Annotated in this window: 22 protein-coding genes; 4 read left to right on the forward strand and 18 right to left on the reverse strand. The window is 65.4% G+C overall.

Annotated elements, in window-relative coordinates:
* Positions 1-27: 27 nt before the first annotated feature.
* Positions 28-3531 carry a DNA-directed RNA polymerase subunit beta gene (rpoB, locus tag WBB07_RS00215; RefSeq protein WP_526303643.1) on the reverse strand — a complete coding sequence of 1168 codons (3504 nt, stop codon included), beginning with the start codon at positions 3529-3531 and terminating at the stop codon, positions 28-30.
* A gap of 447 nt (positions 3532-3978) precedes the next feature.
* Between rpoB and WBB07_RS00220 the strand changes: the two genes are divergently transcribed.
* On the forward strand, positions 3979-4338 hold the full coding sequence (locus WBB07_RS00220) for a RedY/HapK family protein (protein WP_526303645.1): 360 nt from the start codon (positions 3979-3981) through the stop codon (positions 4336-4338).
* 106 nt (positions 4339-4444) lie between these two features.
* On the opposite strand, the gene WBB07_RS00225 is transcribed toward WBB07_RS00220, so the two are convergent.
* Entirely contained in the window at positions 4445-4951 is a 507-nt protein-coding gene (locus WBB07_RS00225) for an Lrp/AsnC family transcriptional regulator (protein ID WP_526303687.1), read from the reverse strand.
* A gap of 147 nt (positions 4952-5098) precedes the next feature.
* On the opposite strand from WBB07_RS00225, the gene WBB07_RS00230 reads away from it, so the two are divergent.
* Entirely contained in the window at positions 5099-8569 is a 3471-nt protein-coding gene (locus WBB07_RS00230) for an indolepyruvate ferredoxin oxidoreductase family protein (protein WP_526303647.1), read from the forward strand.
* A gap of 4 nt (positions 8570-8573) precedes the next feature.
* On the opposite strand, the gene mgtE is transcribed toward WBB07_RS00230, so the two are convergent.
* The 12 genes from mgtE to WBB07_RS00290 form a co-directional block, all read right to left on the reverse strand.
* Complete coding sequence (mgtE, locus tag WBB07_RS00235; RefSeq protein ID WP_526303649.1) at positions 8574-9956, reverse strand: magnesium transporter; 1383 nt, start codon at positions 9954-9956, stop codon at positions 8574-8576.
* A 164-nt stretch (positions 9957-10120) separates the two neighbouring features.
* Complete coding sequence (locus WBB07_RS00240) at positions 10121-12598, reverse strand: Ig-like domain-containing protein (RefSeq protein WP_526303651.1); 2478 nt, start codon at positions 12596-12598, stop codon at positions 10121-10123.
* 113 nt (positions 12599-12711) lie between these two features.
* Positions 12712-13356 (reverse strand): GGDEF domain-containing protein, encoded by a 645-nt coding sequence (locus tag WBB07_RS00245; RefSeq protein WP_526303653.1) that lies wholly within the window; start codon positions 13354-13356, stop codon positions 12712-12714.
* Between the two features lie 185 nt (positions 13357-13541).
* The gene (locus WBB07_RS00250; protein WP_526303655.1) at positions 13542-13751 is read right to left on the reverse strand and encodes a hypothetical protein; all 210 of its coding nucleotides are present in this window, start codon (positions 13749-13751) and stop codon (positions 13542-13544) included.
* Between the two features lie 42 nt (positions 13752-13793).
* Positions 13794-14084, reverse strand: coding sequence for a GlsB/YeaQ/YmgE family stress response membrane protein (locus WBB07_RS00255; RefSeq protein WP_526303657.1), 291 nt, complete (start codon positions 14082-14084; stop codon positions 13794-13796).
* Between the two features lie 74 nt (positions 14085-14158).
* Positions 14159-14731: a hypothetical protein gene (locus tag WBB07_RS00260; protein ID WP_526303659.1), complete on the reverse strand. Its 573-nt coding sequence runs from the start codon at positions 14729-14731 to the stop codon at positions 14159-14161.
* Positions 14731-15312: a DUF6286 domain-containing protein gene (locus tag WBB07_RS00265; protein WP_526303661.1), complete on the reverse strand. Its 582-nt coding sequence runs from the start codon at positions 15310-15312 to the stop codon at positions 14731-14733. The genes WBB07_RS00260 and WBB07_RS00265 overlap by 1 nt, the downstream gene beginning before the upstream one ends.
* Positions 15309-15728 carry an Asp23/Gls24 family envelope stress response protein gene (locus tag WBB07_RS00270; protein WP_526303663.1) on the reverse strand — a complete coding sequence of 140 codons (420 nt, stop codon included), beginning with the start codon at positions 15726-15728 and terminating at the stop codon, positions 15309-15311. Before WBB07_RS00270 ends, WBB07_RS00265 begins: the two co-directional genes overlap by 4 nt.
* Positions 15721-15900, reverse strand: coding sequence for a hypothetical protein (locus tag WBB07_RS00275; RefSeq protein ID WP_526303665.1), 180 nt, complete (start codon positions 15898-15900; stop codon positions 15721-15723). Before WBB07_RS00275 ends, WBB07_RS00270 begins: the two co-directional genes overlap by 8 nt.
* Before the next feature lie 50 nt (positions 15901-15950).
* Positions 15951-16226, reverse strand: coding sequence for a hypothetical protein (locus tag WBB07_RS00280; protein ID WP_526303667.1), 276 nt, complete (start codon positions 16224-16226; stop codon positions 15951-15953).
* Positions 16216-16575, reverse strand: coding sequence for an Asp23/Gls24 family envelope stress response protein (locus WBB07_RS00285; protein WP_526303669.1), 360 nt, complete (start codon positions 16573-16575; stop codon positions 16216-16218). The genes WBB07_RS00280 and WBB07_RS00285 overlap by 11 nt, the downstream gene beginning before the upstream one ends.
* Positions 16572-17039, reverse strand: coding sequence for an Asp23/Gls24 family envelope stress response protein (locus WBB07_RS00290; RefSeq protein WP_526303671.1), 468 nt, complete (start codon positions 17037-17039; stop codon positions 16572-16574). Before WBB07_RS00290 ends, WBB07_RS00285 begins: the two co-directional genes overlap by 4 nt.
* A 208-nt stretch (positions 17040-17247) precedes the next feature.
* Between WBB07_RS00290 and WBB07_RS00295 the strand changes: the two genes are divergently transcribed.
* Both WBB07_RS00295 and WBB07_RS00300 read left to right on the forward strand, forming a co-directional pair.
* A complete protein-coding gene (locus tag WBB07_RS00295) occupies positions 17248-17808 on the forward strand; it encodes an RNA polymerase sigma factor (RefSeq protein ID WP_526303673.1) in 561 nt (186 codons plus the stop codon).
* Complete coding sequence (locus WBB07_RS00300; RefSeq protein WP_526303675.1) at positions 17805-18275, forward strand: hypothetical protein; 471 nt, start codon at positions 17805-17807, stop codon at positions 18273-18275. Before WBB07_RS00295 ends, WBB07_RS00300 begins: the two co-directional genes overlap by 4 nt.
* 53 nt (positions 18276-18328) lie before the next feature.
* On the opposite strand, the gene WBB07_RS00305 is transcribed toward WBB07_RS00300, so the two are convergent.
* From WBB07_RS00305 to WBB07_RS00320, 4 genes are all read right to left on the reverse strand, one after another.
* Positions 18329-19405 carry an ABC transporter ATP-binding protein gene (locus WBB07_RS00305; protein ID WP_526303677.1) on the reverse strand — a complete coding sequence of 359 codons (1077 nt, stop codon included), beginning with the start codon at positions 19403-19405 and terminating at the stop codon, positions 18329-18331.
* Positions 19406-19632: 227 nt separating this feature from the next.
* On the reverse strand, positions 19633-20019 hold the full coding sequence (rplL, locus tag WBB07_RS00310) for a 50S ribosomal protein L7/L12 (RefSeq protein WP_526303679.1): 387 nt from the start codon (positions 20017-20019) through the stop codon (positions 19633-19635).
* A 44-nt stretch (positions 20020-20063) separates the two neighbouring features.
* On the reverse strand, positions 20064-20660 hold the full coding sequence (rplJ, locus tag WBB07_RS00315; RefSeq protein WP_526303681.1) for a 50S ribosomal protein L10: 597 nt from the start codon (positions 20658-20660) through the stop codon (positions 20064-20066).
* Between the two features lie 283 nt (positions 20661-20943).
* On the reverse strand, positions 20944-21232 hold a 289-nt coding region (locus WBB07_RS00320; RefSeq protein ID WP_526303683.1), incomplete at its 5' end, for an ROK family protein.

Consider the following 21232-nt stretch of genomic DNA (forward strand, 5'->3'; position numbering starts at 1 on the left):
ATATTCAGCGCCGCGGCTACGCCGCGATCAGGCCAAGTCTTCGACAGACGCAGATTCGTTACGCGACAGGTTGATCCCGAGGTTGGCAGCAGCACGCTCCAGGTCCTCGTCGTCTCCGTCACGCATCTCGATCGCAGCACCGTCCGAAGACAACACCTCGACGTTGAGACACAGCGACTGCAGCTCCTTGAGAAGCACCTTGAACGACTCGGGGATACCGGGTTCAGGGATGTTCTCGCCCTTGACGATCGCCTCGTACACCTTGACGCGACCCACCGTGTCGTCGGACTTGATGGTGAGCAGCTCCTGCAGCGTGTACGCCGCGCCGTAGGCCTGCATGGCCCAGCACTCCATCTCGCCGAACCGCTGCCCACCGAACTGCGCCTTACCACCGAGCGGCTGCTGGGTGATCATCGAGTACGGGCCGGTGGAGCGAGCGTGGATCTTGTCGTCCACCAAGTGGTGCAGCTTCAGGATGTACATGTAGCCGACCGTCACCGGGTACGGGAACGGTTCACCACTGCGGCCGTCGAACAACGTCGCCTTGCCGTCGCCGTCGACCATCACTTCGCCGTCGCGGTTCGGCAGCGTCGAGCCCAGCAGACCCGTCAGCTCGTTCTCGCGGGTTCCGTCGAACACCGGTGTGGCCGTCTTGGTGTCGGCAGGTGCGCTGTAGAGCTGTTCGGGCAGGTTGCTCGCCCACTCCGGCACACCGGCAGCAACGTCGATGTTCCAGCCGGTCTTGGCCACCCACCCGAGGTGGGTTTCCAGGACCTGGCCGATGTTCATACGACGCGGCACACCGTGGGTGTTCAGGATGATGTCCACCGGGGTGCCGTCCGGAAGGAACGGCATGTCCTCGATCGGCAGGATCTTGCCGATGACGCCCTTGTTGCCGTGGCGTCCGGCGAGCTTGTCGCCGTCGGAGATCTTGCGCTTCTGGGCCACGTAGACGCGGACCAGTTCGTTGACACCGGCGGGCAGCTCGTCGTCATCCTCGCGCGAGAACACGCGGATGCCGATGACCTTGCCGGACTCACCGTGGGGCACCTTCAGCGACGTGTCGCGGACCTCGCGGGCCTTCTCACCGAAGATGGCACGCAGCAGGCGCTCCTCCGGCGTCAGCTCGGTCTCGCCCTTGGGCGTGACCTTGCCGACGAGGATGTCGCCGTCGCGGACCTCGGCACCGATGCGGATGATGCCGCGCTCGTCGAGATCGGCGAGCACCTCATCGGAGACGTTCGGGATGTCCCGGGTGATCTCCTCGGCGCCCAGCTTGGTGTCGCGGGCGTCGATCTCGTGCTCCTCGATGTGGATGGACGTCAGGACGTCCTCCTCCACCAGGCGCTGCGAGAGGATGATGGCGTCCTCGTAGTTGTGCCCTTCCCACGGCATGATCGCCACGAGCAGGTTCTTGCCCAGGGCCATCTCACCGTCTTCGGTGCACGGACCGTCGGCGATGACCTGACCGACCTCGACACGCTGGCCGGCGTCCACGATGGGACGCTGGTTGGCGCAGGTGCCGTGGTTGGACCGGGCGAACTTGCGCATCCGGTAGGTCTGCCGGCTGCCGTCGTCGGCCATCACGGTGATGTAGTCGGCCGAGACCTCTTCGATGAGGCCGGCCTTGTCGGCCACAGCGACGTCACCGGCATCGATCGCGGCACGCAATTCCATGCCGGTACCGACCAGCGGCGCCTCGCTGCGGACCAGCGGAACCGCCTGGCGCTGCATGTTGGCACCCATCAGGGCGCGGTTGGCGTCGTCGTGCTCGAGGAACGGGATCATCGCCGTCGCGACCGACACCATCTGGCGCGGCGAGACGTCCATGTAGTCCACGTCGGCGGGGGTGACGAATTCGACCTCGCCACCCTTCCTGCGGACCAGGATGCGGGTTTCGGTGAAGCGACCCTCGTCATCGGTCGGCGAGTTGGCCTGCGCCACGACGTGGCGGTCCTCCTCGTCGGCGGTGAGGTAATCGATCTGGTCGGTCACCTTGCCGTCGTTGACCTTGCGGTACGGCGTCTCGATGAAGCCGAACGGGTTGACCCGGGCGTACACCGACAGCGAGCCGATCAGACCGATGTTGGGACCCTCAGGGGTCTCGATCGGGCACATGCGGCCGTAGTGGCTGGAGTGCACGTCGCGGACCTCGAGGCCGGCACGCTCACGGGACAGACCGCCGGGGCCCAGCGCCGACAGACGGCGCTTGTGGGTCAGACCCGACAGCGGGTTGTTCTGGTCCATGAACTGCGACAGCTGCGACGTTCCGAAGAACTCCTTGATCGCCGCCACGACGGGACGGATGTTGATCAGGGTCTGCGGCGTGATCGCCTCGACGTCCTGGGTGGTCATCCGCTCGCGGACGACACGCTCCATACGGGAGAGGCCGACCCGGATCTGGTTCTGGATCAGCTCGCCCACGGTGCGCAGACGACGGTTGCCGAAGTGGTCGATGTCGTCGACCTCGACGGGGACCTCGACGCCCTCGGGGGCGGTCATCGTGGTCTGTCCCTCGTGCAGGCGCACCAGGTACTCGATGGTCGCGACGATGTCCTCTTCGGTCAGCGTCGAACTGGTGATCGGCTTGCCGGCGTTGAGGCCCAGCTTCTTGTTCACCTTGTAGCGACCCACCCGGGCCAGGTCGTAACGCTTCTCCTTGAAGAACAGGTTCTCCAGCAGGGTCTGCGCCGATTCCTTGGTGGGGGGTTCGCCCGGTCGCAGCTTGCGGTAGATGTCCAGGAGAGCTTCGTCGGAGCCGGCGGTGTTGTCCTTCTCCAGCGTCGACATCATGATCTCGGAGAAGCTGAAGCGCTCCGTGATCTGCTCGTTGCTCCACCCGAGCGCCTTCAGCAGCACCGTGACGGGCTGACGACGCTTGCGGTCGATCCGGACGCCAACGGTGTCGCGCTTGTCGACGTCGAACTCCAGCCAGGCGCCGCGGCCCGGGATCACCTTGACCGAGTGCAGGTCCTTCTCGGTGCCCTTGTCGACGCTGTGGTCGAAGTACACACCCGGGGACCGCACCAGCTGGCTGACAACAACACGCTCGGTGCCGTTGATGATGAAGGTGCCCTTTTCGGTCATCATCGGGAAGTCACCCATGAAGACCGTCTGGCTCTTGATCTCACCGGTGTTGTTGTTGATGAACTCGGCCGTGACGAACAGCGGGGCCGCGTACGTCATGTCCTTGTCTTTGCACTCGTCGACCGGCGCCTTGACTTCGTCGAAGCGAGGGTCGGAGAAGCTCAGCGACATGGAGCCGGAGAAGTCCTCGATCGGCGATAGCTCAGTGAGAACTTCCTCGAGACCGCCAACGGGGTCGACGGTGTCACCGCGCTCCAACGCCTTCTCACGCCACTGATCGGAGCCGATCAGCCACTCGAACGATGCGGTCTGCACGTCGAGTAGCCCCGGAACCTCGAGAGGCTCGCGGAGCTTGGCGAAAGAAACGCGGTTTGGAGCACCGGGTACGGAGGAATTAGAGCTAATGTTCTGGCGGGAGACTGCCAAGATGCGTCCTTCCAGCACCTCAGGCGACGATCAGGTGCCGGTTCTGACCGGACCTTCTCGCCGCGCTATCTGCTTCGGTTTGGCTGGAGGCAGCCTGTCCGGATCACAGACGCACGGCACGCAACTAGATTTCTGAGCAGAGCTCAGGCTAGTTCTGCGGTCGGAGGCGGTGAGTGGGCAGGAGGCAGCCAGCGCAACGTCCAACAATAGCGCAAGTCGGCGCATTCCTCAACTAGCCCGCCGCAAGGCGGATCAGGCGCTGGCTGGCGTCTCTGGGTCCCGTTGCAAACATGCTGCGAAATAGATTGACCCCTTCGCGCAATTCCGTCAAGAGGTGACGCGCGTGTCAGCGAATTCCACCGCGAGCAGGCCCGGGTAGCCTCTCGACACTGCGCTCACCACCCTCGAGCCGGCGATCGGGAAGGTCCGCCCGACCACACCTCCCCAGCCCTGGAGCCGACCCACATGAGCACACCTGCCTTCGAGGGCGACGTGTTTGCCGTCAACATGTTCTCGCTACTGCCCGGAGTCGACCCGGCCGACTTCGAGCGCTTCTCCACCGACATCGACCAGCCGGCCTGCCGGGCGATCGGCGATCTCGTCAAGTCGTTCGATGTCCGCCGGGTCGAGGTGGCCCCCGACGGAGCACCGGCCGACATCATCGAGATCATGCACGTCAGCGACTGGGCGGCCTGGGAGCAGGTCCGCGACCACGACCCGGCCTTTCGTCCCGTGATGGACAGATTTGTCGAGCTCGTCGACCTGACCACCGTGCGCACCTGGTTCACCAGGACCATCGGGACAGCCGCAGACGACCAGCAGTGATGGGCAGTGGCCCGGAGCGATCGCGCACCCGGGGCCACAGTTCGATTGCGCCGCAACAGCTATGACAGCACCAGACTCCGGCGCGCACGCCATCGCCGAGCCGGGGTCACGCCTCCGGCGCCGGGGTGGCCCGCCCCCAGCCGGAACGCCGGGTCAGCGCCTCCAGCAGCGGATTGATCCGATACGGCAGCGGTGTCGTCAACGCCAGCGTGGTGCTCGAATGCCGGACGCCGGGCAGCGAGACGATCTGCTCGACCAGCCGCTGCAGCTCCGCCTGTGTCCCGGTGGCGACCCGCGCCAGCAGGTCCTCGCGCCCCGTGGTGGCGTGGACTTCGAGCACCTCCGGGATATCGGCCATGGAAGCGACGATGGCCTGCAGTTCGCTCTGACGGATCTCGAGTGCCACAAATGCCTGCACCGAAATACCCACCTCCGCGAGGTCGATCTCGGGTCGGTATCCGCGGAGCACTTTGGCCTCGGTCAGCCTCCGCAGCCGGGCCTGCACCGTGTTGCGTGCGACCCCCAGCGTCGAGGCCAGCTCACCGACCCCCACCCTGGCGTCGCGAGACAGCGCGGTCAGCAACCGGGCGTCGAGTCGGTCGATGTTGAGCAAAGCGGTCACCTCGTAACGTGATGGACATCACTGCCTGACCATTTCGCTCAGTTGTGGGCGAAATAGTTGAACCAATCTATCCGCAGAACAAGAGTTAAAGCCTCTGAATCGGCAGCTCGATTGCGCGGAACGCGAGGTTGAATACACGTGAGCACCATCGACGACGTGACACCGGTACCGGCCAGGGCCGCCGGTCCGACCGATCGATACCGCACCGACTCCGGGCCCGTTCTGCTGACCGGAGTCCAGGCCATCGCGCGGCTGCTGGTCGAACAGCACAAACGTGACCGCAGACAGGGCCATCGCAGCGCGACGTTTGTCTCCGGCTATCAGGGCAGCCCCCTGGCCGGTCTCGACACCCTGCTCGCCGGCATCCCGTGGTTGGGTCCTGACCACGACATCCGACTGGTGCCCGGCCTCAACGAGGAGCTGGCCGCAACATCGGTTTGGGGCAGCCAGGTCGAGCTGCCGTCCGGAACCCGCACCCACGACGGGGTGGTGGGCGTCTGGTACGGCAAGGGGCCGGGTCTGGATCGGGCCAGTGACGCGATCCGCCATCTGAGCACCTATGGCGCCCACCCCAAGGGCGGGGTGCTGGCCCTCGTCGGCGACGATCCTGCCGCCAAGTCCTCGACCGTGCCCGCGGCCAGCGAACGCTCGCTGGCCGCCCTCAACATGCCGATCGTGTTTCCGCGCAATGCCGAAGAGATCGTCACCTTCGGCCTGCACGCCATCGCCCTGTCGCGGGCCTCGGGCTGTTCGGTCGCGATGAAACTCGTCGCCGATGTCGCCGACGGGCTGTGGACATTCGACACCGATGTCAGCACGCAGCCGATCACCGTGCCGCGCATCGAATGGGAGGGCGCCCCGTGGGCCTACCGGCAGCGGGTCATGGCCTCGCCGCCGGACAGTGTGCTGGCCGAAGCCGACCTGTACGGCCCGCGATGGGAGATGGTCCGGGCGTTCACCGACGCCAACGATCTGGACCGGATCGAGATCGACCCGCCGCAGGCCTGGCTGGGCATCGTGGCCGTCGGTTCGGCGCATGACGCGGTACGCGGGGCCCTGGCCGATCTTGGGCTCGACGACGACGCCCTGACTCGAGCCGGCATCCGGATAATGCGTGTTGGTATGCCATACCCGTTGGGCCGCAAGAAGGTCCGACAACTCGCCCGGGGAGTCGAGACCGTTCTGGTGGTCGAAGACAAGCTCGGGTTCGTCGAAACCCAAGTCTTGGAAGCCCTGTACGGATCAGCAGCGGCCCCGCATGTGCTGGGCAAGCGCGACCGGGACGGCCGCCCTCTCGTCCCGGCCGACGGTGAACTGACGGCGGCCCGGCTGATGTCCCCGCTGCGGCGCATCTTGCAGGGCAGAACCGAGCTCCCCTCCCCCGCCCGAGGTCCGGTGCAGTTGACGCTCCTGACCACCAAACGCACCCCGTACTTCTGCTCCGGCTGTCCGCACAATCGGTCGACGGCAGTGCCGGCGGGGTCGTTGGCCGGTGGCGGAATCGGCTGCCACACCCTGGTCACGATGTCCGGTCGGACCGACTCGCAGGTGACCGGCCTGACCCAGATGGGCGGTGAAGGGGCGCAGTGGATCGGCCAGGCACCCTTCACCGACATCGATCACATCTTCCAGAATGTCGGCGACGGAACGTATTTCCACTCGGGGCAGTTGGCGGTGCAGGCATGCATCGCCGCAGGGGTGAACATCACCTACAAGATCCTGTACAACAATGCGGTTGCGATGACGGGGGCCCAAGACGCCGAAGGGGGCCTGAGTGTCCCGGAGCTGACCCACAAACTGGCCGCCGAAGGTGTCGCGACCATCATCGTGTGTGCCGACGAACCAGAGCGCCATGCCGCCGCCCGGTTCGCCGCCGGGACCCGGGTGTGGCACCGCGACCGGTTCGACGAGGCACAGCGGGTGCTGCGGGAGATCCCCGGTGTGACGGTGCTGATCTTCGATCAGCAGTGCGCCGCGGAGGCCCGGCGGAAACGCAAGCGCGGCCAGCTCCCGGTCCGGCGCACCCGGGTGGTCATCAACGAAGCGGTCTGCGAAGGCTGCGGCGACTGCGGGGTGAAGAGCAACTGCCTTTCCGTACAACCGGTGGAGACGGAGATGGGCCGAAAAACTCGGATCGACCAAACCAGCTGTAACACCGACTACAGCTGCCTCGACGGTGAGTGTCCGTCGTTCATCACCGTCGAACTACCCGACAACCCGGTGGCGGTGAAACGGTCCACACCGACTCCACCATCGGTGCCTGATCCCGAGATTGCCTCGGCGGAAACGCCTTTCAACATTTTCTTGGCCGGCATCGGCGGCACCGGCATCGTGACCGTCAACCAGGTGCTGGGCACGGCCGCCCTGCGTGCCGGACTGTACGTCCAGGGTCTCGACCAGACCGGCTTGAGCCAAAAAGCCGGACCCGTCACTTCACATCTGCGGGTCAGTATGGAATCGACACCTACGTCCAATCGTGTCGGACCCGGATCTGCCGACTGCGTGCTGGCGTTCGATCTGCTGACCGCCACCGACAACAAGAACGTCGCGCTGGCATCCCCGGAACGCACCACCTCCGTCGCATCGACCAGCCAGACAGCGACCGGCGACATGGTGTACGACGCCGGAGTGGCCTACCCCGCCACCGCCGGTTTGCTGGACCGGCTCGACGCCGCATCGCACAACCTTGTCACCATGGATGCGCTGGCAGCGTCGGAGACCCTGTTCGGCTCCACCATGGTGGCCAATTTCCTTCTGGTCGGTGCGGCGTATCAGGCCGGCGCGCTGCCGATCCCGGAACAGTTCCTCATGGAAGCCATCGAGATCAACGGTGTTGCCGTTGCCACCAACCGAGCAGCATTCCAGTGGGGCCGAGTGGCGGTTGCCGACCCGGCGGCGTTCACGGTCGCCGTCGGCGGTCCCACCCCGGTGTCACCACCGACGCTGGCACCGGAACATCCATTGCTGCGCACCTCACCCTTGGCGGGTGTGACCTTGGGGCTGGTCGCGCGCCGCGCCGCCGAGCTGATCGCCTATCAGGGCCACGGGGTGGCCGCCGGTTACGTTCGTCGAGTCGAGAGTGTCTGGCGCAAGGAACGGTCCCTCGGGTCGGCCACCGCTTTCAGCGAGGCAGTGGCGCGCGGGCTGTTCAAGCTCACCGCCTACAAAGACGAGTACGAGGTCGCCCGGTTGCTCACCGATCCGGGCTTCCTCGACTCGGTGAAAGCCGAGCTACCGGGAGCGCAGAACCTCACCTACCGGCTGCACCCACCCACACTCAAGTCGCTGGGACGTAACCGGAAGATCGGCTTCGGCCCCAAGACCCACGCCGCGCTGCGAGTCCTCAAGCACGGGAAACGACTGCGCGGCACACCTTTCGACCCGTTTGGCCACACCCGCATGCGACGCCTCGAACGGGAGCTGCTGGCGCAGTACCAGTCGATGATCGACGACGTGACGGCACGGCTGAGTACCGCCGACTATGACACCGCCACCTCGATCGCCGAAGCCGCCGACCTTATCCGAGGGTATGAGGACGTCAAGCTCCGCAGTATCGAGCGCTACCGCAGCCGACTTCAGGAGCTCGGCGTCTCCACACCGGTTCGGTGATCGGTCAGAGCCCGGCGAGTTCCGAGAGCGTCACCGAGGCGATCCAGAAGTAGATGAGCAGGCCGGTGCCGTCGACGACGGTGGCGATCATCGGTGCCGACACCACGGCCGGGTCCACACCGACCTTCTTGAGCACCAGGGGAAGGACCGAAGCGATGAGCGAGGACCACATCACGATTGCGGCGACCGCCATCGTGACGGTCAACGTCACCTCGGGGCCAACCCCCAGCGTCCAGGCACGAATCAGCGCCGCGCCGGCCATCGCCAAGGCGATGAGCACACCGGTCGACATTTCTTTGGCAAGCACCTGCGGCAGATCCCGGAAGCGGACCTGACCGGTCGCCATGGCCCGCACCAGCGTGGTGGTGATCTGGGTGCCGGTGTTACCGCCGGTGCCGATCAACAACGGGATGAAGAAGGCCAGGGCAACCACCGCCTCCAGCTCATCCTCGAACGCCCGCAGCACGGTTCCGGTGTAGGCCTCGGCGGCGAACAGCACCAGCAACCACACGATGCGCTTCTTCCACAGCCGCCACGGCGAGGCACGGAGATAAGGCACCTCCAATGGTGCCGAACCACCCTGCTTTTCGGCGTCCTCGGTGGCCTCTTCCTCAGCGATGTCGCCCGCGTCGTCCTCGGTGAGCACGCCGAGCAGGCGGCGGTCCGCATCGATGACCGGCAGTGCGACCAACCGGTAGTCCATGAGGACTTGCGCGGCATCCTCTTTGTCGGTCAGCGGCGAGACCGCGATGACGTCTTCGTCCATCAGGTCGGTGACGGTGCGGGTGGCCCCGGCCAGCACCAGCGCCCGGAACGGCACCACACCGAGAAGACGATTGTCCTCGTCGGTGACGTAGATGTAGGCGCCGGTACGGGAATCGTGGCGCACATGGGAGGAGTGCGCCCGGACGGCGTCGACCGCTTCCGCAGCAGTCATCGTCGAACGTACCGTCAACGTCTCGGGCACCATGTGTGCCGCGGCGCTGTCTTCCGGCCACGACAGCAGCCCACGAAGCACGTTGGCCCGTTCCAGGGGCAGCGCCGTCAGCCATTCCTCGCGCTGGTTGCCGTCCACCTCGCGCAACACGTTGCCGGCATGGTCGGAGTCGAGCAGGTCGAGGAACTGGGCGACTCGTTGTGCGGGTAGCGTGCGCAACACCGTTGCGGCAAGTTGGTCATCGACGCTGACGTAGAGCTGGATTCCGGCCTTCGCATCGAGGAGGTTGCCGAGGCTGCGCATCTCTGCCGGCGCCAACGCGGCCACCTGACGCGCACGCTCAGTTGGATCCGTGACCGCGCGCATCCAACTCGTGATCACGTCCGACTGCCCTGACGCCACTGCGTCTTTCAGGCTCGCGGACGGCTTCAGGCCCGCATTTGTTGACACCACCGCTTATCCCCTCGACCGGTTTCCCCCGACCTTTCGGCAGGGCCAGCCCCACATTCGACCTGCGCCAGATGAACATTGATTCCCAGGTTTGTTCATCCGGGCGTCGCCAACGGTTGGTGGCCCGTTAGCCGAATGTGTCAGGTGTGGTGGCGTTTCGCCGGTTACGCAACAAGTGTGGACACGCCGGTGGCCACCGATCCCAGTCCGACCACCACCGCCTGCCCCACCCGAACCTGCTCGCCGGCACCGACGTACACACCGTTGGAGGTCCCCTCGAACATGTCGGTTATCCAGCCGGCGGCAATGCTCTGCAGGGCAGCGGGATTGCCCGGTCGAGAGAATCCGCAAGCCAGTGCACCCAACAGATCGGTACTCGCGCCCTCGGCGTCGACATGGCTCCCGCCGGCCAACCGTACGCCGGTGAACTGCCCCGGGCGCCGCTGCTCCAACACCGCGGGACCGGAGCCGAAAGCATTGCACACACAGGGTTCCGCGGAGATCTGGTACACCGGTACACCCACAAGCTCGCTCAGTCCCCGAGCCATGTCGCCGTCACGGTCCCCGGCGAACAGCCCGGCCACCGCCACCTGAGCTTTGGTTCCGTTGATCCAATAGGGGTCGGTACCAAGAAAGTTCGACGACAGGGTGGGGGCGACGACGATGCTGTTGGTCTGCCGGGCCAAGTCGACAGCCAAGGCGCTGACGTTGGCATTGCTGCGGAAGAAGCCGTGCTGCAGGTAGATCACGCCGGTGGGTTCCCCGTCCGGGAAGTACCAGGCGGCATCGACGCTGACACCGTCGGCCAGTTCCAATCCGGAGTGCCCGACACGAACCCCGGCCGGGGCTTCGCCGCCGCCGTCGAACAGCAACCGCATCATCGTCGAGGTGACCGCCTTCACCAGCAGCTCGAACTGGCCGAGCTGGGTGCGAGCCGACAGAACTGTCACGCCCACATGGTCGATCACCAGCTGCTGCCCCGGCAGGCCGTAGACGCCGAGTTCGGTGCCGTCGTAGAAGTCGTTGATCCACCCGACGGCCACGCTCCCGGCGGCCTGGTGATTGCCGGGCGGTGAGATCTGGGTGACCAGTTGAGCGGCGATGTCGATCAACGGATTGCCCCCGAGGAGCGCATCGACGTGCGAACCGCCGTTGAGCACCACCCCGGTGAACCGGTCCGGACGTGCCGCCAGCAGCTGATCGGTACCGCGATCGAAGGCGTTCCACTGCTGGGACGGCGCTGCGATCTGGTAGACGGGCACGGTGCCGAGTTTGGCCAGCGCGTCGGGCAGCGCTTCGTTCATCGCCACTCCGTCGAACATCACCACGCCGGCCAGGTGCTCGACGGCACCGTTGTCGACGGTGTAACCGGCGACGGTCGCGGCGAAGCCGCCGCCGGCGGAGTGGCCGGCGAGGACAAATTCCTGCGGCAGCACGCCGGTGTATCCGGCGGCGGCCGCGCTGGACTGCAGCTGGGCACGGTCCCCGACAAACAGGTCGGCGACGGCACGCTGCATGGGGCGGCCGTTGAGCCAGTAGCCACCCGAGGTGAGGAAATCCGAGGTGATGCTGGGCGCGATGACGATGCTGTTGGTCTGTTCAGCCAGGGTGGTCGCCAATGCCGGGTAGAACGCCTTGTCGGCGAGGAATCCGTGCTGCAACCAGATGATGCCTCGGGGCGGCTCGTCTCCGGTGGGGAAATACCAGTCCGCGGGCACGTCGAAACCACCACCGGGTCGCGGGATCTGCAGCCCGGAGTGGCCCACCGTCACCCCAACCTGGCGCGGTGTCGGCACACCGACCAGGTTCACGCTGACCACCACCACCCGGACGCCGCCGGCCATTCCGTCGTCGACGGCCACCGCAAACGAATCTGCTTGCGCCGCCACAACTCCGGGGGTGTAGGTGAAAGCGCCGGTGATCGAGTCCACGGCGACCGTACCGGTGCGCGGACCCCGGACGACGCTGTACGACAGCGGGTCCCCTTCGAGGTCGGCGCCCCGGACGGTGCCCTGCGCAGTCTGTTCGGTGGGATCGGTTCCCGCGATGACGGTGACCTGCGGCGCGGTGTTGCGCCACAGGTTCAGATCACGCAGGAACCGGATGACCACCTGCTCCGGTCTGAGGTCCGTGATCTTCGGTGCCGCTGCGACCGGATCCGTGGCTGCTCGCTCCGTCGCGGCCAGAGTCAGCCCGTCGAAACTCCGCTGCTCCTTCGCTGCGGCCGCAGCGGTTTTGTACGCCGCGGCGGCGACGGAGTTGGCCTGGGAGACCGACTCCCGCGACTTCACCGGCCGCTGCGGCCTGGCAGGCGACTCGTTCTCGACCTCGGGCCTCACGCTCTTCGAGGCGCGCCGGATTTTGGTGTCGGTTGCCGACAAACGGTGCGAGGAACGTTCCGTTGAGCGTTGCGACGAGCGTTCCGTGGAACGTTCCGTTGAGCGTTGCGACGAGCGTTCCGTGGAGCGTTGCGACGCGCGTTGCGACGGACGTTCCGTGGACGATGACGATTTTGTGGCCCCGGAGTCCGAGCCACCGGTGTCGGCGCCGGCGATACCCACTCCGGTGAACAGCGCGGCCCCGATGCCGACACCGACAACACCTGTGGCCACCCACCACCGCACCCGACCGGCCGAGTTCATCCGGTCACGGTAACTGCTGGCCGGACGAGACGACGCCGGTCTGCGATTATCGGAACGCCGGGCTCACCCGGCCGCCCGCTTGCAGTCCAGGTGGCAAGCACCTTGCGGGAACGCTAGCCGGGGACCCGCTCCGAGAACGAGATGCGGTTGCCCCCAGTGCGTTTAGATTCATACATCGCCGTGTCGGCCAACCGCAGGACCTCGTCGAGCGTGGGGTTGTCACAGCCATCATGGCTGTAGCACCACGCGATCCCCACGCTTGCGGTCACGGTATCGGCGGCCGAGTACAGCGCGGAGCGCAGTCTGGAGATGAATCCGTCAACTGCCGACGGAGAACCCAGTGCGGCGACCACCACGAACTCGTCTCCCCCGGTGCGGGCCACCACGTCGCCGGCCCGGACGCAGCTGTGCAGCACGTCGGCCACATCGCGCAGCACAGAATCGCCGTGCTCGTGGCCATGGGTGTCATTGAGATCTTTGAATCCATCGAGATCGATAACCGCTGCCACGACGATGACCGATGTGCGTGCCGGCGCCAGCCGCCTCGCGGCCGAGTACATGCCCCGGCGGTTGTACAGCCCCGTCATGGGATCCTGCATGGCCTCACGCACGGTTGTCAGCACCATACTTCGACCTCCTTCGATGATCGCTTGAATAGTTACGGGCAACAACACCACCGACGAGAGCGCCGGGGCGATGTAGATGAACGGGTCGAACCAGGACACCCCGGTGGTCACGACAGCGTGGGCCGCCAACAAGATGAATCGATCGTGCTACCGGCCCCTGTGGTCCCAGCGGGTGGAATTGCACTATCCAGCCGACGACCGCCATCGACAGGCGCAGCACGCCGATTGCAATTCGCAGCCACCGGAGGTGTCCCCCGGCGCGCAGTGCTTCTGTCGCGAAGCGATACTCGGGCCGCCCCACTGTCGGTCCTGACGTCCTACACGACGCTCCGGGCAATCTCGTCACAAACGTGACGGGCCCATTGCTCGATGGTCCGCCGGGTGGTCGGCGAGCACGCACACACCGCAACGTCCTGGTCGGCGGGAACCATGACGGAGTAATGCTTGGTCAGCACCGGCGCCACAATGGCCCAGGCGAACAGCTGCTCGCCGAGGTCGTCGTCGGGGGTGGGATTTCGACTGCTCAACTTGCCTCCTGGCCGGGCACCTCGACATGCGGTACCCGGCTCTCAACTCGTTCCATCACAACGTTTTTCACTCTGCTCAGGTCCGGCCTGCAACCGTCCGGCGACATACACGGCCACCAAGATCGCCGATGTCCACACCCCGATCAGGAAGGGAATCATCTCGAACCCCCAGCCGTCGACCGCGGCGCCCAGTTCGTAGGTCAGCCATGACGCCGGCACCGATCCCAGCGCACCCAACAGAGGAGCCGCCAGGCTGCCGAGCCGCTGCGCGCCGGGCAGCAGGCGCCTGGCGAGCAGGCCGATCAGCAGTCCTGCAACAGCCGCCCCCAGCATGGTCGTCAGTATGAGCCCGATCCTTTCCTGCCATCGCAAAATCACTGATTACCCTGGTGTGCAGCGCAGTTCGACTACTCCAGCTGTCGGCGAGTCCGTGATCGTTTCGGCAGCTCGATCATGGTGCGGACCGCGATCGACGGGTCGCCCGTGACTCCGGCGATCTCGGAACAGGTGGCGTCGATATCGTCGATCACCGCGGCAAGCGCTCCAGGGTGCTCTACCGTCACCGAGAAGGCGATGACGCGAGTCCGGCGTTCTTCGATCGCCTTTCCCTGGGCCCCGCGAATCTCGCGGTTGCCCTCCAGCACGGCGGCCGCAGCGGCGGCCACTGCAGCGAGGTCCACGGTGATGGTTCCACAGTCACCGGGTTGGCGCGCACGCAAGACCACACCCCGGTTGCGCGGCACATGCAACAACAACCAGGCGGCTGCCGTGACCACCAAACCGGCTCCAGCTCCCCCGAGTGCCCAGGGCCACCACGGCGAGGCAGCCGCGCCCAACAGCGGTTCGAGGGTGACCGTACCGGGTACTTCGGCAATGAGGTCGGTTCGCCACAGCAGCACTGCCGCGGCAGGCATGAGCAGAACCACACCGAATACGAATACTGCCAGCCGGTCGAGAATGTCAGCTACCCGCGTGACCATCACTGACCGCCTTTGCCGATACGGACGGTGACCCGCTGTGGTGACTGCAGAACACCGAGAGCCCGTGAGACCGCCTCGGCGACATCGTTTTTGGTCTGATCGGCGGTAGCAACGTCGACGGGGACGACAACAACAACCACTTTGCGACGCGTGGCGGTCGAGCGCACGCTCAAGGCTCCCGGAACGGCGCCGGCCGCATGCGAGGACAGCCGGGCCACTGACTGCGGTGACATCCATTGTGAGGTTCCGGCTTTGACCCTGGCCGCGAACTTCGGACGCGGGCGAACCGCGGTGCCGATGCACCAGATTCCGGCCAGTGCTGAGACGACTCCGACCGGCAACCACCACCACTGGAACCCGAACCCGTCGATCGCCGAGGCCAGGCTGGTCAACCACTGCGCACCGTCGAGCCGGCCCACCGCCACGGCAGTGTCGCGAAGTGCGACCACTCCGAGTGTCAGCAGCAGTAGAGCCAGGAACACACCGATGAAGCGTGCAGTCGGCGTACGCGTGGGATCTCGCCCCTCCGCCGGCGACACCGTGACAGTCGGTGCTGCAGAGTTGTCGGTGACGGGCGTCATTGGACCCTCGAATGTGTTGTTGCCGGCGGGTTCACGTGTGTCACCGTGACGTCGACGCGGTTGACCTCGAGTCCGGCCAGGTCGGTCAGCGCGTGTGCCACATTGCGCTGGACGGCCCGGGCCACCTGCGCCGCAGGGGCGGGCCATTCAACGGCGATCTTCACCTCGGCGCTCACCCGATTGGCCGCGATGTTCAGCTGCGCGTGGGGTAACGCGTGACCGGTGATCTTGTCCAGCCCGCTGGAATACCGCTGGACATGGGCGGTGTCGAGCGCCGCCCGGACCGCTACCCGCTGGGCGGCACGATCCTGCACGATCGTGACGCCACGTTCGGCAACATCCGTTGGCGGCCTGGGCATTTCATCTCCCGAGATGAGGTCCTCCGGTGGCGCCACCTCGGTGGTCCCCTCAACCACGGCCGCGTCCCCGCAACAGTGCGGTCAGGTCGAATTCGCCATCGCGCTGGCCGCCGATCAGGTATCCGGCCGCCCCGAGGAGCAGCGCTATGAGAAAACCCGAGAATCCCCCTGCCGCTGCCGCGATCCCGAGTAGCAGCCCCGCGATCAGCCCCAAAGTCGATGTGGTCATTGTCTATTCCTCCGAAAGCAGGACGGCCGACTGGGATACGGCCTGAACATTCAAATACGTTGCGACAATTCGATATACCGGCGCCGGCGCCGCATCAGCACGCGGACGGCACGCCGCAGCCGACGGAGCCTGCGCCGCCGATGTGGCACCGCCACCTCGGGGGTTGGGAGGCCACGTTCGGCTGCCCGGAGCGCGGCGATGAAGCCGTCGTGGTCACCGCCCCGATCAGGATGGTGTGCCAGCGCCGCGACCCGGCGGGCGCGCTTGCGTTCCGAGATGTTCGATCTGTCCCCGGGTGCGCTTTCGGGCCGGACGTCATCGAACATCGCCGGAGCCTGTCTCCGTGACAGTGGGCACGATGTCTTCGATGGTGACATCGACGGGAAGTGCGGTGCCGACTGCGACGGCCTGCTGAATCGCCGCGGCCGTCTCCCGCACGGGCGCGCCGAGGGCCAAGCTCACATGTACCGCAACTCTGTCGTCGCCGATACGCACCCCTGGCACCCGCCGCCCGGGAAGGTAGGTGGCGACTTCGCCGAACATCCCGCCATGCAGGGACACCACACCCGGGACCGAGCAGACCGCGGCGGCGATCTGCTCAGCCGGTTCGCTCCCGGTGCGGAGTCGAGGTTGCGCGGGGCGGGAAGTCCTCTCGCCGCGGCCGTCGACGCTCATTGAACTCGGGCGACCGTCGTCTGTTCGGCGTCGTCGTCGGCCCCGTCGTCTTCGAGGTGAACGTCGTGGACGGTGATGTTCACCTCGGTCACTTCCAGACCTGTCATGCGTTCGATCGCCGCGATGACGTTGCGGCGGATTCCGGCCGAGAGATCGCCAATCGATACTCCGTAGTCAGCGACGATGTCGATGTCGATGGCGGTCTGTTTCTCGCCGACCTCGACCGAGACCCCCTGGGAATGATTCACGCTGGCTCCCGGGATCCGCTCCCGGAGCGCACCGACAACTCGGGAGGCTCCGCCACCCAGGTTGTAGACACCACTGACCTCCCGTGCGGCGATCCCGGCAATCTTGGACACCACGGTGTCGGCGATCGACGTCTTGCCTTGTGAGCTGACCAGTGCCGCACCCTGGTACGGACCGATATCTTTGCTGGCGACAGCAGTAGTTTGCGCGCTCGTCATTTTGCTCTCCTCACGTTGGCGGTTTGGGCACGTTGCTCGAACACTGATGTAGTCGAGCACGGCACCGGAAACCGAACGTCCGATTTCTGTGAGGAGCGACACAACAGCAAAGCCCTTGGCGATCTTTACTACCGACGAGTAATATCCGCTTGGTGGTGAACGGGGGGGCGTCTACACCAGTTGTGGACGTAGCCAGAGACGGACCGTCGTGACGGGCGGGTCCAAAGGCGAGCTCCATATCGCCGACGATGATGCGCTGCGAACCGCAGCCTCTCTGGGCGATCGGGAAGCTTTTGACGTGATTGTCCTGCGTTACGGCCCGATGTTGCATCGGTACGGACGAAGGATGCTGGCAGATGAGGCCGACGTCGTGCAGGACACATTCGTTGCTGCTTGGCGACAGATCGGAGCGTTCCGTGGGTCCTCCTCGCTGCGCACCTGGCTGTTCTCGATCTGCTACCGCAAAATCGTCGACACCTATCGCGTCAAGCGTGCGCAGCCCGTGGAAGACTGGATTCTGGAACCCGCTGCCGTCGACACGACCGCAGACCCTTTTGCGAAAGTCTCGAACTCAGCATTCCTGGCGGCACTGGAGCAAGCTTTAGCGGAGTTGCCAGCACGACAGCGGGCCACGTGGATGATGCGAGAGATCGAGCAGATGACATTTCCTGAGATAGGAGAAGTTCTCCAGCTCAGCGCCGACGCGGTGCGGGGGCACCATCACCGCGCAACCGGGACGCTTCGTGTTTTATTGAGCAGGTGGCAGTGACTGAGCCAGATCCCCTGTTGAAACGAGCGGCCACTTTTCTGCGTTCCGCTCCAGAACCCGGCTGGGATGCGATCAGTGACCGGGTGCTCGCCGCCGTGCACGCGGTTCCTCGCGTCGGCTGGCCGCTCCGGGTGGGCGGCATCATGGACGCCGCCGAACGAGGTTCGGTCTACATCACCGACCACGCGCTGCGCAGCATCCTTGCCCGAGAGCTGCGGCGCCGTTACCTATGTCAGCCGACCAGCATCAAGTTCACACTCGACGGCACCGCGCTGCGTTCAGTGGTCATCGAAGTAACCGGTAGCTACAACACTTCGCTGCGCGAATTGGGCGACGAGGTTCGCCACACGGTTGTTGATCTCATCAACCGAATCCTCGGAGCCTCTGATGGTTCCGATGTCACTACCGCACGCCCCATCGACGTGACGATCACCGATGTCGTGACCGGCGACCCGATGCACACATAGCTCGGCCGGCACCCGTCAACAGGTGCCGGCCGTCGCAATGATGAGCCGGGGTGTCAGGCCTCGCGCTGCGCGGGGATCGAGGCAGTAGGTGCGTCATCCTCGTGGGGATGAACCACGGTGTCCTCACCCAGCTCAGATGCCCTGTAGTTGTGGGTGCCGTCGAGATCGTCGCGAATCGCTTCCTGGGCGGCGGGCGGAAGGGTGTGCAGGATCTCGCGCACCCGGGCCTGGCGCCGGGCCACACCCTGGCGTTCCGGCATTCCCGGGGTCGGTGTGACCTGCGGCGGCACGCCGACGATTTCTTCGACACCACCGTCGTGGTGGCCGGCATCGACCAAGGCCTGCTCCTCGGCCATCGTCGACTCGTCCTTCTCCTCCGACATCCCGATCGGCCCGATACGACGACCGTTGAGGAACTGCTTGACCACCGGCTCATCCGAGGTCAACAACACCTCACGCGGCCCGAACATCACCAGATGCTTACGGAACAACATGCCGATGTTGTCCGGAACGGTGCGGGCGATGTTGATGTTGTGCGTGACGATCAGAATCGTGCAGTCGATCTGGGAGTTGATATCGATCAGCAACTGGCTCAGATACGCGGTACGGACCGGGTCCAGACCGGAGTCCGGCTCATCACAGAGGATGATCTTCGGATCCAGCACCAACGAACGCGCCAGCCCGGCACGCTTGCGCATACCACCGGAGATCTCCCCCGGGAATTTGCCCTCGTCGCCACCGAGACCGACCAGATCCAGCTTCTCCATCACGATCTGACGGATTTCGCTTTCCTTTTTCTTGGTGTGCTCCCGCAGCGGGAAAGCGGTGTTGTCGAACAGGTTCATCGACCCGAACAGCGCACCATCCTGGAACATCACCCCGAACAGGGTGCGGATCTCGTAGAGCTCCTTGGCGGAGCACTCGATGATGTTGGTGCCGTCGACGATGATCTTGCCGCGCTCAGGCCGTAGCAGACCGATCAACGATTTCAAGAACACCGACTTGCCGGTACCGGAGGGCCCCAGGAGCACGCTGACCTCGCCCGGGGGCAGATCGAACGTGACATCTTCCCAAATTCGCTGGGAACCGAAAGACTTGGTCAGCCCCTCGACTTGGATTCCAATGCCCACGCCAAATCCTTCCGGTCCAGAAAACACCCGCCACCGGCCTCCCGCCTGTGGCTTGAGTCACTGTAGCGTACGCCGTTGGCCTCGACCTCAGTTGTGCCATTACCTGTATCGATACCTCTTCGCAGCACTGCAAATCCGTCGCACCGCCGGCAGGGATCGAAATCGGCCATGAAACAGAAAACCGCCCGGGACCACATGGTCCCGGGCGGTTTTGTGAAGCGGGGAAATTACTTGACGGACACCGAAGCGCCAGCAGCCTCGAGCTTTGCCTTGGCATCCTCGGCGGCTTCCTTGTTGACCTTCTCCAGCAGCGGCTTGGGGGCGCTGTCGACCAGGTCCTTGGCTTCCTTGAGGCCCAGGCCGGAGACGATCTCACGGACGACCTTGATGACGCCGATCTTCTTCTCGCCGGCACCCTCGAGGATGACGTCGAATTCGGACTGCTCTTCAGCGGCCTCGGCGGGGGCACCGGCGGGGCCGGCAGCGGCGACGGCCACGGGGGCAGCCGCGGTGACGTCGAAGGTCTCCTCGAACGCCTTGACGAACTCCGAGAGCTCGAGCAGGGTCAGTTCCTTGAAAGCATCGAGCAATTCATCGGTGCTGAGCTTGGCCATTGTGTGGTCCTTTCGTGATTTCTAAAACGGTAGAGAGATTCGGGTTATTCGGTTGTCTCTGCGGCCGCCTCGGCGGTCTCCGCAGCGGGAGCTTCCTCGGCTGCCGGCGCCGCGGGGGCACCTTCGGCCTCGGTGCGCTTGTCCTGCAGCGCTGCAGCGAGTCGAGCGACCTGCGACAGAGGCGCCTGGAAAAGCGCCGCAGCCTGGCTGGTCTTCGCCTTCATCGCGCCGGCCAGCTTGGCCAGCAGGACCTCGCGCGACTCGAGATCGGCGATGGCCTCGACCTGGGCGACGGACAGCGGTGCGCCGTCCATGTAGCCGCCCTTGATGACCAGCGCCTTGTGCTCCTTGGCGAAGGTCTTGATCGCCTTGGCGGCATCGACCGGCTCTCCCTGGATGAACGCGATGGCCGTGGGGCCGGCGAACATCTCGTCCAGGCCTTCGACACCCGCGTCAGCCGCAGCACGCTTGACCAGCGTGTTCTTTGCGACCGAGTAGGTGGCCGAAGCGCCGAGTGAGCGACGAAGTTGGGCCAGGTTGGCCACCGTCAGACCGCGGTACTCGGTGACGACAGTGGCAGTCGAGGCCTTGAACTGCTCAGTGATTTCTGCAACGGCAGTGGCCTTGTCAGCCTTGGCCATGCATGCCTCCTCGGTGGTATCTACGAACGTTCTGCCACCTCAGCCGGAAACGGCAGGCCGGAAAATCACAAACGCCCCGGCGCAGGATGCGGCCGGGGCGTGAAAGGCGACGGACTACTGTCCGAAGTTCTAACCTCGTCCTCCTGCGTGGGCCGTCGGGATGTTCCCGACCTTCAACCGATTGCTCGGTGACCTACGGTCTTTGGTGGATCGTCGATCAGACTAGCCTGCCGACCGCCGATCAGCCAAAACGTGTCGCCGCCAGCAGACCGTCGAGGGAAGCTCAGCCAAGAAGCGCGGCCGCTCCCACCAGTCCCGCGGTGGCGCCCAACGCGGCGGGCACCACCTTCATATCGGCCAGGAAATCGAGTCGGGCGTAGCCGGCCAGCGCTTCGCGCAGCGGGTCGAAGAGCACCGCGCCGGCTTCGGCCACTCCTCCCCCGATCACTGCCAGCTCCACATCGCAGACTGCACCGACGGACGCGATCATCGCCGCAATCGCGTCGGCGGCTCGTTGAAATGCCCGCTGAGCCACCCCTTCTCCGCCCCGAGCAGCTTCGGCCAGCTCGCGG

The sequence above is a fragment of the Mycobacterium sp. genome, from assembly GCF_049647605.1.
GTDB lineage: Bacteria > Actinomycetota > Actinomycetes > Mycobacteriales > Mycobacteriaceae > Mycobacterium.

Excerpts from the sequence above, each read along its gene's own strand:
- WBB07_RS00280 (WP_526303667.1), bottom strand. The coding sequence starts at position 16,226 with ATGTTCGATGACGTCCGGCCCGAAAGCGCACCCGGGGACAGATCGAAC.
- WBB07_RS00265 (WP_526303661.1), bottom strand. The coding sequence starts at position 15,312 with ATGACGCCCGTCACCGACAACTCTGCAGCACCGACTGTCACGGTGTCG.
- WBB07_RS00290 (WP_526303671.1), bottom strand. The coding sequence starts at position 17,039 with ATGACGAGCGCGCAAACTACTGCTGTCGCCAGCAAAGATATCGGTCCG.
- WBB07_RS00240 (WP_526303651.1), bottom strand. The coding sequence starts at position 12,598 with ATGAACTCGGCCGGTCGGGTGCGGTGGTGGGTGGCCACAGGTGTTGTC.
- WBB07_RS00275 (WP_526303665.1), bottom strand. The coding sequence starts at position 15,900 with ATGACCACATCGACTTTGGGGCTGATCGCGGGGCTGCTACTCGGGATC.
- WBB07_RS00260 (WP_526303659.1), bottom strand. The coding sequence starts at position 14,731 with ATGGTCACGCGGGTAGCTGACATTCTCGACCGGCTGGCAGTATTCGTA.
- WBB07_RS00220 (WP_526303645.1), top strand. The coding sequence starts at position 3,979 with ATGAGCACACCTGCCTTCGAGGGCGACGTGTTTGCCGTCAACATGTTC.
- rplJ (WP_526303681.1), bottom strand. The coding sequence starts at position 20,660 with ATGGCCAAGGCTGACAAGGCCACTGCCGTTGCAGAAATCACTGAGCAG.
- WBB07_RS00285 (WP_526303669.1), bottom strand. The coding sequence starts at position 16,575 with ATGAGCGTCGACGGCCGCGGCGAGAGGACTTCCCGCCCCGCGCAACCT.
- rplL (WP_526303679.1), bottom strand. The coding sequence starts at position 20,019 with ATGGCCAAGCTCAGCACCGATGAATTGCTCGATGCTTTCAAGGAACTG.
- WBB07_RS00255 (WP_526303657.1), bottom strand. The coding sequence starts at position 14,084 with ATGCTGGGGGCGGCTGTTGCAGGACTGCTGATCGGCCTGCTCGCCAGG.